The sequence below is a fragment of the Pelagimonas varians genome, from assembly GCF_003208435.1.
Taxonomy (GTDB): domain Bacteria; phylum Pseudomonadota; class Alphaproteobacteria; order Rhodobacterales; family Rhodobacteraceae; genus Pelagimonas; species Pelagimonas varians.
This window is the reverse complement of the sequence record NZ_QKMF01000004.1, coordinates 170,606-183,980: the sequence shown is the minus strand read 5'-3', so window position 1 is coordinate 183,980 and position 13,375 is coordinate 170,606. Positions and strand designations below refer to the sequence as shown.

Annotated in this window: 10 protein-coding genes; 3 read left to right on the top strand and 7 right to left on the bottom strand. The window is 55.5% G+C overall.

The window, feature by feature from the left end; genetic code table 11:
- Positions 1–12: 12 nt before the first annotated feature.
- Both C8N36_RS06970 and prfB read right to left on the bottom strand, forming a co-directional pair.
- Positions 13–801, bottom strand: a complete 789-nt coding sequence (locus C8N36_RS06970; protein ID WP_097803975.1) for a DUF2189 domain-containing protein — start codon at positions 799–801, stop codon at positions 13–15.
- A gap of 202 nt (positions 802–1,003) precedes the next feature.
- Positions 1,004–2,131, bottom strand: coding sequence for a peptide chain release factor 2 (gene prfB, locus C8N36_RS06965; protein WP_097803976.1), 1,128 nt, complete (start codon positions 2,129–2,131; stop codon positions 1,004–1,006).
- 81 nt (positions 2,132–2,212) lie between these two features.
- Between prfB and C8N36_RS06960 the strand changes: the two genes are divergently transcribed.
- Positions 2,213–3,049, top strand: coding sequence for an aminoglycoside phosphotransferase family protein (locus tag C8N36_RS06960; protein ID WP_170125831.1), 837 nt, complete (start codon positions 2,213–2,215; stop codon positions 3,047–3,049).
- Here the strand turns inward: C8N36_RS06960 and C8N36_RS06955 are convergent.
- The 3 genes from C8N36_RS06955 to C8N36_RS06945 form a co-directional block, all read right to left on the bottom strand.
- Entirely contained in the window at positions 3,046–5,595 is a 2,550-nt protein-coding gene (locus tag C8N36_RS06955) for a penicillin-binding protein 1A (protein ID WP_097803978.1), read from the bottom strand. The genes C8N36_RS06960 and C8N36_RS06955 overlap by 4 nt on opposite strands.
- A 139-nt stretch (positions 5,596–5,734) precedes the next feature.
- Positions 5,735–6,952 carry an N-acetylmuramoyl-L-alanine amidase gene (locus C8N36_RS06950; protein ID WP_097803979.1) on the bottom strand — a complete coding sequence of 406 codons (1,218 nt, stop codon included), beginning with the start codon at positions 6,950–6,952 and terminating at the stop codon, positions 5,735–5,737.
- A gap of 72 nt (positions 6,953–7,024) precedes the next feature.
- Complete coding sequence (locus tag C8N36_RS06945) at positions 7,025–8,182, bottom strand: pyridoxal phosphate-dependent aminotransferase (RefSeq protein ID WP_097803980.1); 1,158 nt, start codon at positions 8,180–8,182, stop codon at positions 7,025–7,027.
- Positions 8,183–8,239: 57 nt separating this feature from the next.
- Here C8N36_RS06945 and C8N36_RS06940 point away from each other — a divergent pair, with 57 nt between their 5' ends.
- Positions 8,240–9,562 carry a M48 family metalloprotease gene (locus C8N36_RS06940; RefSeq protein WP_245910745.1) on the top strand — a complete coding sequence of 441 codons (1,323 nt, stop codon included), beginning with the start codon at positions 8,240–8,242 and terminating at the stop codon, positions 9,560–9,562.
- A 73-nt stretch (positions 9,563–9,635) separates the two neighbouring features.
- Positions 9,636–10,361 carry a DsbA family protein gene (locus C8N36_RS06935; RefSeq protein WP_245910761.1) on the top strand — a complete coding sequence of 242 codons (726 nt, stop codon included), beginning with the start codon at positions 9,636–9,638 and terminating at the stop codon, positions 10,359–10,361.
- Between the two features lie 75 nt (positions 10,362–10,436).
- On the opposite strand, the gene ispG is transcribed toward C8N36_RS06935, so the two are convergent.
- Together ispG and C8N36_RS06925 are read right to left on the bottom strand one after the other, a co-directional pair.
- The gene (ispG, locus tag C8N36_RS06930; protein WP_097804150.1) at positions 10,437–11,564 is read right to left on the bottom strand and encodes a flavodoxin-dependent (E)-4-hydroxy-3-methylbut-2-enyl-diphosphate synthase; all 1,128 of its coding nucleotides are present in this window, start codon (positions 11,562–11,564) and stop codon (positions 10,437–10,439) included.
- Positions 11,565–11,661: 97 nt separating this feature from the next.
- Positions 11,662–13,314, bottom strand: a complete 1,653-nt coding sequence (locus C8N36_RS06925) for a helix-turn-helix domain-containing protein (RefSeq protein WP_097803982.1) — start codon at positions 13,312–13,314, stop codon at positions 11,662–11,664.
- Positions 13,315–13,375: the final 61 nt, after the last annotated feature.

Below are 13,375 nucleotides of genomic sequence, written 5' to 3'. Positions count from 1 at the left end.
CCTCTAGACGGCCTATTCCACCAAGTCGGATGTCGGATAGGCCAGCATGTCGTATAGATGCCATGTGGCGTGCCCAAGCAGCGGTAGCGACAAAAACAAACCAAAGAAACCGGGCACCATCGATACAAAGGTGAAAACCGCAATGAACCCTGCCCAGGCGAACATCACAACAGGATGCGCCTGAACATACTGAAACGACGTTATCATTGCAGTCACAAAATCAATCTCGCGATCAAGCAGCAAAGGCAACGACAGGACCGTAATCATATAAAGAACCGATGCAAAGACTGCCCCGACCACTGTTCCGACCGTCAACATTGTGATGCCGTCAACTGACAAATAAATCTCGTATGAGCTGGACACATTCGTCATCGTCGCAAGCCCCATAAAGAGGGCAAAAATCATATGCGCAATGAAAAACCAGAACAAAAACACGACAATGATGATCGCACTGATTGATGGCAGTTGGCGTTTGGACTGACGCGCAATGACGGACAGGATTTCAACCCAGTCCAGCGGCCTACCCTGTTCGATCCGGCGACTGATATCGTAAAAACCAACCGCAAAGAACGGCGCAATCAACGGAAACCCAATGGCTGCAAAAACCAGCCAATAGGTCTGGCCGGTCCACATCGTGATCCAAGCCATCATCCATCCGCACAGCACATAGGTGCCAGCAAAGACAAACGCAAAAGCGGGTGCTTTGAGCAAGTCAGACCAACCACGCTTTAACGCCGTTTTCAAATGATCGAACGTAACATCACCCAACGCTGGAACGCCGGGTTTGGGTGTATCGGGCATGCCCCCTCCTCCCTGAGACAAGTCCTAAGTTTCATTCAGTAAAGCGGATATGACCGTGAGGCGCAAGAAATCAGCGGCCCAGAGAGGGGCCTGCGACAATAGATGCCTGCTTGCCGTACTTCTTTGTCCCGCCGACATCCGCGCAGCCCAGTGAAACCGCGCACCGGGTCCGCTCGGCCAAAGCGTGCCGGATAAGAAAGGATCAATCGAGTGTTTGGGCGTCGGCGCGGCTTTTACCAGAGACCTGCTGGGCCAAAGTTGCAGCCATCAACCCGTCCAGATCACCGTCCAAGACACCCTTTGTGTCAGAGGTTTCATAACTGGTGCGCAAATCTTTGACCATTTGGTAGGGCTGAAGCACGTAAGACCGGATCTGGTTGCCCCACCCCGCATCACCTGCGTTCTCATGCACTTCGTTGACCAAAGCCGATCGTTTGTCCAATTCCATCTGGTACAGGCGCGACTTCAGCGCCTTCATCGCGATGTCGCGGTTTTGGTGCTGTGATTTTTCCGAACTTGTCACAACGATCCCCGTTGGTGCGTGCGTAATACGCACGGCGGAATCGGTTGTGTTCACGTGCTGACCGCCTGCCCCTGAGGACCGGTAGGTGTCGATCCGAATATCTGACGGGTTTACTTCGATCTCGATGTTATCATCAACCACAGGGTATACTTTGACCGATGTGAAGGATGTGTGCCGCTTTGCTGCGCTGTCAAACGGGGAAATCCGCACCAAGCGATGCACACCGCTTTCGGATTTCAGCCAGCCATAAGCATTATGACCGGAAATCTTATAAGCTGCGGATTTAATCCCCGCCTCTTCACCCGCGCTTTCAGATTGCAGCTCTACGTCGTAACCGTGCGCTTCTGCCCAGCGAACATACATGCGGGCCAACATGCTGGCCCAATCGCAGCTTTCAGTGCCACCTGCACCCGAATTGATCTCAAGGAAGGTGTCGTTAGAATCGGCTTCCCCGTCCAGCAAGGCTTCCAGCTCTTTTTTGGCAGCTTTTTCGGTCAGTGCTTTCAGGGCAGATTCGGCATCATCGACAACCTCTTGGTCATCTTCCATGTCGCCAAGCTCGATCATCTCGATATTGTCGGACAAATCTTGCTTGATCGATGTGTAGGTTTCCATCGCATCAACCAACATCTGACGTTCGCGCATCAGTTTTTGCGCGGCTTCCGGATCATCCCATAGATTGGGGTCCTCAACGCGGGCATTGAATTCCTCAAGCCGGTGCGGCGCGGTGTCCCAGTCCAACCGCTGGCGCAGCAATTCGAGCGATTTCTCGATCTTATCGACATTGTTTTGTGCTTCTGCGCGCATGGGTCTGATCCAGTTTCACTTATTCAGGTGATGCGTGATAGCAAGGGCCGAGAGGCTGGGCAAGATAAGGCAGGCGTACAAATGGATTTGCATCAAGCATTGACCTCTTTTGCGCTGTATGAACCCTGCCTTTTGGTCAAAACCGGCATCGCCGACCTGTGGCGGGTGCGGGATTCACAGCAGCGCGATTTGGTTCTCAAGCTGTATCACTCAGACGACATGGGCAACGAAGCCCCCGGTGTCGCCCTGATGCAAATCTGGGCTCAGTCTAATCCGCGGCCAGTACCGCACTTGTATCATGTCACTCGAAACGCCATCGTGATGGATTTCATCAAGGCTGGAACATTGGGCCAAGCCATGCGGGATGGTCATTGGGCAGCCGACGAAGCATTGGCAACGTTCGCAGCGGATCTACACAATGTACCGCTGCCGCCCGTCGTAGGTCTTCCCGCCCTCTCAGAGTGGTTTCATGTGTTGTTTCAAATCACCTTCGCGCCAGATTGCCCAGACGGGACAAAGCGCGACATGCGACGAGCTTCTGAGCTGGCCCGCGGCCTGTTACAAAGCCAATCCAATATTCGACCGCTGCATGGGGACCTTCACCATGACAATGTGTTCTGCTCTGATTTCGGCCATGTCACCATTGATGCCAAGGGGGTCTTGGGCGAACCCGCCTATGAGCTGGCCAATGCTATGCGCAACCCGAAAGGCTGCGCTGCGCGCCTGTATGACAAAGACTTGCAGATCAACCGGCTGGACATCTTTGCACGGCATCTTTCAGTTGATCGCACGCGTCTGGCCCAATGGGCCGCTGCCAAATGCGCTTGGTCTATGGCTTTGCGCGCCAAAGGAACGCAAAAGGCCGACCCCGAGGCCGACCTTTTGTCATTACTCCTGAACCTCGCAGACGAAGCTTAGAACAAACCACCCGAGGACAGTGTGCCAAAGCCGGCTTTTGGTCCGACAACGGCTTTCTTACCCGTTGACGTGGTTACTTCGCGCGATGCGCCGCCCGTGTCGGACGGATTGATCAGATCAAAACTGCCCGAAACCGAGAAACTGCCGGTCAAGCCTGCGCCGCCAAAGATAATAGTGTCGAGATCATAATCACGGAAGCATTCCGAAACGACATTGTCGCCGCTGGCGTCATCACCAAGGCGTGCGCCAGAGAAGCGATCGATTTTGATGAAACGGCATTCCTCAGGGGTTTTGAATTCGCCGCCGCCGTATTTCGCAACGGCTTTTAGCATAAACCGATTGAACACCGGACCACACATACCACCACCAGACGCACCGCGCCCCATGGACCGTGGTGTGTCATAGCCAATGTAACAGCCCGCAACGATATTAGAGGTAAAGCCCACAAACCAAACATCTTTGGCATCATTGGTGGTGCCGGTTTTACCAGCAGTCGGGACGCCGGTGTTCACCGTCCGGCTTGCCGTGCCGCGTTCAACCACACCGCGCATCATCGAGGTCAACTGATAAGCTGTCACAGGGTCCATCACCCGTTCACGATCGTTTACAATGCGCGGGCTGCGCCCCGGGGTCAGGTTGGGATCATCACAATCCACACAGACCCGTTTATTGCCGTCTGCCGCGTCATGCGAAAAAATCGTGGTGCCGTAGCGGTCTTGGACACGGTCAATCAAAGTTGGCTGCACCCGCTCGCCGCCGTTCGCGAACATCGCATAGGCCGCCACGACCTTATACAGCGTGGTTTCATCCGCCCCCAAAGCGTTGGCCAGAACGCGGCCCATGCTTTCGTACATTCCGAATTTTTCAGCATAAGCGGCAACCACATCCATGCCCACTTCCTGGGCCAATCGAATGGTCATCAGGTTCCGAGACCGTACGATACCTGTGCGCAGCGGCGTCGGTCCATAGAACTTGTGGCTGGCGTTTTGCGGGCGCCACACACCTGTTGGCGTGTCGATCTCGATCGGGGCGTCCACAATAATGGTCGCAGGCGTATAGCCGCTGTCCAAGGCTGATGCATAGACAAAGGGCTTGAAGCTGGAACCGGGTTGACGCTGGGCCTGGGTTGCGCGGTTAAAAACCGAGTTTTGGTAGCTAAACCCACCTTGCATCGCGATCACACGGCCTGTGTTGACGTCCATCGCCATAAAGCCGCCCTGCACTTTGGGCACCTGCCGAAGGGTCCAACGCAGAAAGTTTCCGTTACCATCATCGCGCATTTCGCGCAGATGAATCACATCACCACGCTCGAAATTATCGAACAGGCTACCGGCAAACCAACTGGTATCACTGCGCGGCACAGTGTTGCCACGCGGATCGTTACTGGCAATGTCTTCGATCCCGACAACCAGTTCGTTTTCACGAACATCCAAAACAACCGCTGGCCGCCACTGAGACACAAGATCGACATCGCGGGCGACGCGGGTGTTGCTCAAGGCATCCCGCCAAGCCTCTTCGGTTCCCAGTTGATCTGCGGCAATCGTTTTCCCGGTGCCGTTCCACCGGCCAAGACCGCGATCAAAATCTTCCAGCGCACGCTGCAAGGAATGAGCCGCTTCGACCTGCATTTCAGGATCAAGCGTCGCCCGTACCGAATACCCACCAGAGAAAAACTGGTCTTCACCAAAGTTGCGGCTGAGCTGGCGACGGATTTCGTCGGTAAAATAATCGCGTGGCGGCAAAGACCGGCCGTAGGGTTCATAATCCCCGTTTTGCACCGATTTCAACGGCAACAGTCGCTCGGATTGATAAAGCTCATAGGTGATGTAGCCGTTTTCGTACATTTCCTTGAGCACGTAATTGCGGCGGTCCGTCACCCGCTCCTTGCGGCGCACCGGATGGAAGTCCGAGGGCGCTTTGGGCAATGACGCCAGAAAAGCCGCCTCATGCGGGCGCAGTTCACTTAGCGATTTGTTGAAATAGACCTGTGCAGCTGCGGTTACACCGTAGGCGTTCTGGCCAAGAAAAATTTCGTTTAGGTACAGCTCAAGGATCTTTTCTTTGCTCAACGCGCCTTCGACTCGCGCGGCCAGAATGATTTCCTTGATCTTACGTTCCATTTTCCGGTCGCCGGACAAAAGGAAGTTTTTCATAACCTGCTGGGTGATCGTCGAGGCCCCGCGCACGTCGCGGCCGCGTGATTGCACAGCTTGCGCCGCCGCAGCAGCAATGCCGCGCACGTCATACCCTTGGTGGCTGTAGAAATTCTTATCCTCGGCGCTGACAAAAGCGTGTTTGATCAGCTCCGGAATTTCGTCAGCCGGAGTGAAAAGCCGGCGCTCCTGAGCAAATTCATCAATGACCTGCCCCTTGGTGGAGTAGATCCGGCTGATGGTTGGCGGCGTGTATTGCGCCAGATGTTCATGGCTGGGAAGATCCCGCCCGTACATCCAAAACACCGCGCCAATGGTCAGGGCGACCATCATGATGCCCATCGTCAAAACTGAAAAGATCGATCCGAAGAACGATAAAATGAACCTGGTCACGTCTGACCCCCAAAACTGCTCAAGGCTTTAGTATACGGCAAGGCGAGCGGGGTCAAAACACATCCGCGCGGGGAATTGCCGACAGGCATCACCATTGCTGGAGCCGCCAATTTATTGTCTTCTCATTGTTGGTCGCTCACTATTGCCTTCGCAGGCGTGCAAGAGCCGCGTCTTCGATCGCCCACGCGTCAATCCCGTCTCGGATACCAGCCGCCATGCCGGCCCGCCAGACCGGATCCTGCAGGTTTTCAAGATCTTGCTGCGTCGACAAAAAGCCCAGCTCGATCAGAACCGATGGAATATCAGCAGATTTCAACACGGAAAAGCTGGCTTGGCGTTGGGGGCGTTTGTGAACATGACCAAGCGCGTTGCGAATGCCATCGACCAAATGGTGGGCCAAAGCCTGCGACCGCGGGGTGTTGTCCAATCGCGAGAGGTCCATAAGGACACGGGCGACACGGTCGTCGGTGCCCGACAGATCAATTCCTGACAACAAATCATCACGGTCGTGACGTTCTGCCAAAGCGGCAGAGGCAGCGTCCGACGCTTCTTCGGCCAGCGTGTAGACCGATGCGCCATGCGCCACCCCCTGCGCCAGCGCGTCGGCATGCAAGGACACCAAAAGATCGGCACCGGTTTCATGTGCCATGGCAACTCGTCCCTCGAGCGATACAAAACGGTCATCGCTGCGGGTCAACACCACATCGTAGTTCCCCGTCCGAAGCAGAACCTCGCGCAGTTCAAGCGCCACTTGCAGCATCAAGGCCGCTTCGGAAAGACCGCCGCGTTCCGCGCCGGGGTCAATGCCGCCATGGCCGGGGTCCAGCATGATGGTCAGTTTACCATCCGGACTTTTTTCTTTGGCCCGCTGCACTGCCGTCAGCGGAATTTCCCACACCGGATCAAAGGGCATGCCGGACAGCTGGGCGAATTGGGCGTCGTCAACAGGGGCAAGCTGCAATGTCAGCTTTGCCTGTCCAGTGTCGTCGTTGATTTGCAAACCGGCTTCAGCCACCTGCATCGGCTCTGCCAACTCGGCCACCAAACGGGACCATCCCGGGCGAAAGGCCCCCATGCGCAGCGCGACGATTTTCTCGCTTTGATCCAGTGTTGCGGCATCCGCGCCGGTCCAGTCGACCTCGCGGAAATCCAGAACCAAACGTGCCGGATCGCTTAGGGTGAATACCCGCCACGGAACGCCCTGACTGAACGCCAACTGTAATTGCGCAGTCTCTGACCAATATGAATCGCTGATAGTGCCGGATTCAAACCGGGCCAAGGCGCTGGTGTCTTGGGCATTTAATGCCGCGGGTGCTATCATAGCCACCGCTGCAAGGGCTGGTATAAATCTGCTCATCGGCCTCTTAGCCTACTTGTTTTACGGCATCCTAGCAGGCCTGCGCCCCGCCGCGCCAGATTACAAACCCTGTCAGGCATGAACATGCCCATGCGCCACCATGAACTTGCGCAATCTCTCAAGCCCTTCGGTTATATCCGCTGTTGCGCGCGCATAAGAAAACCGCAAGGTCCCTGCCCCGCGCTGTTGATCAAAATCCAATCCCGGCGTAACCGCCACGCCGGCTTCGTCCAAAATCGCACGGGCAAACGCGCGGCTGTCATCGGTGATGTGACTGATATCGGCATAGACATAAAACGCCCCGTCCGGCGGTGCGATCCGGTCAAAGCCAGCGGCAGGCAGACCGTCCAGCATCAGTTGTCGATTGGTGCGATAGACTTCCATATTGGCCTGCAATTCATCCCCTGCATCCAAAGCCCCCAACGCGGCGATCTGAGCCGCATGTGGTGCACAGATAAACATATTTTGAGCCAACCGTTCGACCTGACGCACTTGGGGTTCTGGCAAAACCAGCCAACCAAGCCGCCATCCGGTCATGGAAAAATACTTGGAGAATGAATTGATTACACAAACATCGTCGGAAATCTCAAGCGCGGTGACGGCCTTCTTGTCATATTCGATGCCGTGATAAATTTCGTCCGACATAAAGGTTGCACCTTTTTCGGCGGCCGTTCCGATCAAAGCTGTCAGTTCGTCCTTGCCCAACATCGTGCCCGACGGATTCGCCGGCGATGCGACCATGATCCCTTGGTAATCAATGCCTTCCAGATCTTGCGGCACCAGCTGCAAGCGGTTCTTTGCCGAGGTCTGAACTTCCACCGGAACCAAATCCTGCGCTTTCAGGATTTGGCGATACGAAGGATAGCCCGGCGCTCCCAAAGCGATACGATCCCCCGCATCAAACAAAGCGGTAAACGCAAGGACAAAGCCACCAGACGAACCCGGAGTGACCACAACCCGCGCCGGGTCCAGATCGACATTATACCAATCGCCATAAAGGCTTGCGATACGTTTGCGCAGTTCGGGAAGCCCCAAAGCAACCGTATACCCAAGCGAGTCGTTTTGCATTGCACGGCTTAAGGCGTCGCGCGCTGCGGCTGGCGCAGGTGTGCTGGGCTGGCCCACTTCCATATGAATAACGTGGCGGCCTGCGGCTTCGGCTTGCCGCGCGGCTTCCATCACATCCATCACAATAAACGGATCAACTGATCCCCGTCTTGAATTCCGCATGGTCCCCTCACTACTGTGGCGCTACATGAGGCTTATGAGTGGCAAAGGCAGAACGCAATGATCCTTACTCGATTAATGACCATCGCGCTGGCGGTTACGCTGCTGGTGTCGGCCCCTGCCCGTGCCGGAATTTCTTTGCTGCGCGATGCGGACATTGAATACGGGCTCCGAAAGATCGCAAAACCGGTTTTGACGGCCGCCGGATTGAACGCATCCCAAGTCAAAATTTTATTGGTGGACGATTCATCCCTGAATGCCTTTGTCGCGGATACCAAACACATCTTTATTCATTCAGGTTTGATAATGAAGCTTGATAGCGCCGCTGCTTTGCAAGCGGTTATCGCCCACGAGGCCGCTCATATCTCGAACGGTCACATCACCCGCCGGATGAGCAACTTACGCATGGCGCAAACCGCTGCCGGTGTCGGTATGGTCTTGGCGGCAGCGGCCGGTGCCGCGACTGGAAATGGACAAGCCGCAGCAGCCATTGCGTTTGGCAGCGCAAATTCAGCAAAAAGACTGTTTTTGGCCCACACACGCGCCGAAGAATCCGCCGCAGACATTTCGTCTGTCCGGTATCTGAAGCGGGCCGGAATTGACCCGACCGGTGCTGTCGAAGTGCAAGAACTGTTTCGCGGCCAAGAGGCACTATCGGTCGGTCGGCAAGACCCCTATGCGCGGTCGCATCCGCTAAGCCGCGAACGCCTGCGTGCGCTCAAAGGATTGGTCGCAGGAAACTCCGGCGGGACACGCGACAGCACAACGGAGTATTGGTTTGCCCGCGTACGCGGCAAGCTAACAGCCTTCAAACGTGCACCCAGCTGGACGCTGCGCCGCGCAGGGGGCAGTGCCACCAAAGACATTGCTTTGATGCGCCAAGCGATTGCATACCACCGACAACCCAACAGCGGCAAGGCGATCAAGGCAATCAACCAAGCCTTGGCCATACGCCCGACGGACCCTTACGTGATGGAGCTGAAAGGCCAAATTCTGCTGGAATCACGCAAATTTGATCAGGCTGTTCAAACATACCGCCAAGCCGCGAGCCGTGCGCCGCGCGAAGCCTTGATACTTGGCGGGCTTGGTCGCGCTCTTCTCGCCGCTGGCCACCCCCGCGATGCTTTGAAAGCCTTGGAAAAAGCGCGTGCCCGTGATTTTTCCGATGCGCGTATCCTGCGGGATTTGGCTGTCGCCTATTCAAAAACCGGTCAACCGGCACTGGCGTCTTTGGCCACTGCGGAACGATATGCCCTTCAGGGCCGTCTGAAAGATGCCGGATTACATGCAAAACGCGCCGCAGACCGGCTTCCGCGCGGCTCTAACCAGTGGCAGCGCGCCCAAGATGTGCTACATGCTGCGAACCAAGCCAAGCGGCGTTAAGATCAAGATTGGAGTGACCATGTTCAACCCCCGCCCCCTGTCATCGGTACTGCTTAGCAGTGCTGCGGCGCTGATGCTGACTTTTGGCACTCCAGCAATGTCAGAAGGTTTTGATGCCAGCACAATGACCGACGCAGAACGCACAGCGTTTGGTGCAGCAGTGCGCGCCTATCTTCTTGAAAACCCCGAAGTGATTTTCGAAGCTGCCGCCGTTTACGAAGAGCAACAAGCCGCAGGACAAGCCCGGGCCGACGAAACCTTGGTTTCTGACAATGCAGATGCCCTTTATAGCGACGGGTTTTCCTGGGTTGGCGGCAACCCTGACGGCGACATTACCATCGTCGAATTTCTGGACTACCGCTGCGGGTATTGCCGCAAGGCCCACCCCGAAGTCGCTGAACTGGTTGAATCAGACGGCAACATCCGTTTGATCGTCAAGGAATACCCGATCTTGGGCGAAGCCTCTTTGGTTTCCTCGCGCTTTGCGATTGCGGCCCAGATCGTGGGCGGCGACGAAGCCTATGAAGCTCTGCACAACGGATTGATCACTCTGACCGCCAACCCCGGAAAAGGCCCACTGTTGCGCCTGGCCGACACGCTGGGTCTGGACGGAGAGGCAATCTGGGCACAAATGGACAGCGAAGAAGTGACGCGCCGTATCGCAGAGACGCGTGCCTTGGGTCAACGCATGGGCATCAACGGAACTCCCAGCTTTGCCTTTGGCGACCAGATGGTTCGCGGCTATGCGCCTTTGGATGCGATGAAACAGATCGTCGCGGACCTGCGCAAAGAAGGTTAACACTAAAAAAGGCGCTGAGGGAATTTCCTCAGCGCCTTCAAATTCTTACAAGTTCAACCTAGCGTTAAACCCGAACTATTCAGCTGCGTCTTGTGCTTGCTCTGCGTCCAGAATTGCCGCTTTCTTTTCAACCTCTTCGATAATGTGTTCAACCATTTGCTCGTTGCTCATCTTGTGGCTCGCCTTGCCTGCAAGGTAAACCATGCCGCTGCCCGCACCGCCGCCAGTAAACCCGACATCGGTCATCAACGCTTCGCCCGGTCCATTCACAACGCAACCGATAATCGACAGGCTCATCGGCGTTTTGATGTGCTCTAGCCGCTTTTCAAGCGTCTCAACAGTTTTGATCACGTCAAACCCTTGCCGCGCACAGCTGGGGCACGAAATGATATTCACACCGCGATGGCGCAAACCCAGCGATTTGAGAATTTCGAACCCGACTTTGACCTCTTCGACCGGATCTGCCGACAGGCTCACGCGGATCGTGTCACCAATGCCCATCCAAAGCAGGTTGCCCATACCAATTGCCGACTTGATGGTACCAGAGGTCAGCCCCCCTGCCTCGGTGATCCCGAGGTGGATTGGCGCATCGGTTTGCTCGGCCAACTGCTGATAGGCTGCTGCTGCCATAAAAACATCAGACGCCTTCACACTGATTTTGAATTCATGAAAATCAAGGTCTTGCAGGATTTTGATATGATCCATCCCGCTTTCGACCATGGCATCCGGGCAAGGCTCACCGTACTTATCGAGCAGGTGTTTTTCTAAAGATCCGGCATTCACACCAATTCGGATGGAACAATTGTGATCCCGCGCTGCTTTGATAACTTCTTTCACCCGGTCACTGGACCCGATGTTGCCGGGATTGATCCTCAGACAAGCCGCGCCCGCTTCAGCCGCCTCGATTCCGCGGCGATAGTGAAAATGAATATCGGCGACAATTGGCACCGGACTTTCACGGGTGATTTCTTTTAGCGCCTTAGACGATGCCTCATCGGGCACTGAAATCCGCACGATGTCTGCCCCAGCCTCGGCCGCGGCCTGAACCTGCGCAATTGTACCGGCGATGTCTGTGGTGACCGTATTGGTCATGGTTTGCACCGAAATCGGCGCATCGCCCCCGACTGGCACACTGCCAACCATAATCTGACGCGATTTGCGGCGATAAATGTTGCGCCAAGGGCGCACGTGATTGAGACTCATGGGAACGGTCCAATTTTTAAAAACGCTTGCCGCATACATAGGGCTTCGGACACCGGTAAACCAGCGCCGCAACCGTGTCATTCATACGTTATTTGGATTAACGGCTTTCCGGAAGGCTAAGCTCTGCGACAACTTTGGCCAGCACGGGGTTTTGTGTCAGGTCAGCAACCGCCATCTTTTTCTGGATCGTGTCAGGCGATAGAACCAAGTTGCGCCCGAATTTGCCGCTTTGTCCATATGGGCCATAGGTTTGGCCATTTACAGCAAAGTAAACACCGCCCGCATTGCCAGAAAAGATAGTCGCGGCTTGTTCTGTTTGGGGCACATGATAGGAATCGCCCTTTTGCAAAATCGACGCGAACAATTTCGTGCCAGAAGGCGACGTGACTTCGACCCAAGTTTCCGCAGTCGCAACAACAGTAATTCCTGGAATGGGGTCCACCAGAACCTTGGGAATGACAGGAGACGCCACTCGGATCGGAGCACTGCCGCGTGATTTCAACTCAAGCTCAACCAGAACTGTTTGTAGATCGTCATCGGATCCAGCAGCCACGGGGCTGTAGCGGGCCATCAGTTCGTTGCTGGCCAGAGACACATCTTCGGTCACACTGCCATTGGCACCAGCAGGTCCAAAAGTCGTGCCATTTACAGCAAAATACACAGCGCCGGATTCACCTATCTGCATACGCGGAGATGCAGCATCATGCGGGACAACATAGGTGTCACCGGCGTTTAAGATACCCGAGTAAAGCACTGATCCGACTTCATCTTTAACCTGAACCCAAGCTGGGCGCGCGGCAACAACGGTAACCCCTTGGGTCCCAAGAACAGGCACCGCAGCATTGGGCTGCTCACCCGGTCTAACCGCCAAGCCACTGGCCAATGCAGCGGCTGCAAGACTGCTGTCCTGAACAGATGGCAATTGCGCCATGGCCAGACCTGAAAACACACCACCGCTTTCCGGATCAAGGGAGGAAATTGGTGCATCACGCGCAACCAAAACGGGCACGTCCAAAGCTTGGGGGCGGTAAAGGCGGTCAAAGGCTTCGTTAGACGGTGGGGTAAAAACACCAGCCCCAGTTGGCGCAGCAGATACAACCGTTGGCCCATCCGATGTCGCGCCAGAAGACAACGAGCGCGCAGTTCCGGCAGCATCCAAGGGATCAAGTTCACTAAGAACTGTTGGGGTTTGTTCAATTGGTGTGACCTGCACACGCTGAACTTCTTTTAATACAGACCAGCCGCCGTAACTGATCCCGGTGATCAGCGCGATCAAAACCAACGAAGAGCCCACGGCCCCTGCCTCGATACGGGACAAATAGGAATCGCTTACAGGCGCAAATGGCATTTTGGGTTCGGCCAACGGGTCGCGTGCACGCGGCCTAAGGCTACTTTCTTCCGATTTTTTTACAACCGATGCCTTGTCGGACATGCCATGCGCGACGGAAAAACCGCTTTCGGCGCAAAAGGCATCAAATGCCTCTTGAGGGTCCATACCAAGATATCGGGCATAGGATCGAACGTAACCGGCGATAAAGCCCGGTGTGTCAAAGGCGGAAGGATCGCAATTTTCGATTGCTGCGATATAACTGGCTTTGATGCGCAATTCACGTTGCACATCCAGCAATGATTTACCCAGTGTAGCCCGTTCGCCCCGCATGAGGTCGCCTAGTTTCAAGGCAAAATCATCGAAGCCCTGAGGAGCCTCTTCAACCTGCTCCGGCTTACTTTGGGATTTGCGCCCGATCATCAGACTGCCCCATCCAACTCTGTTCCGTTTAACGCCTGCTCTTTTGCAGGCAACTCGATTC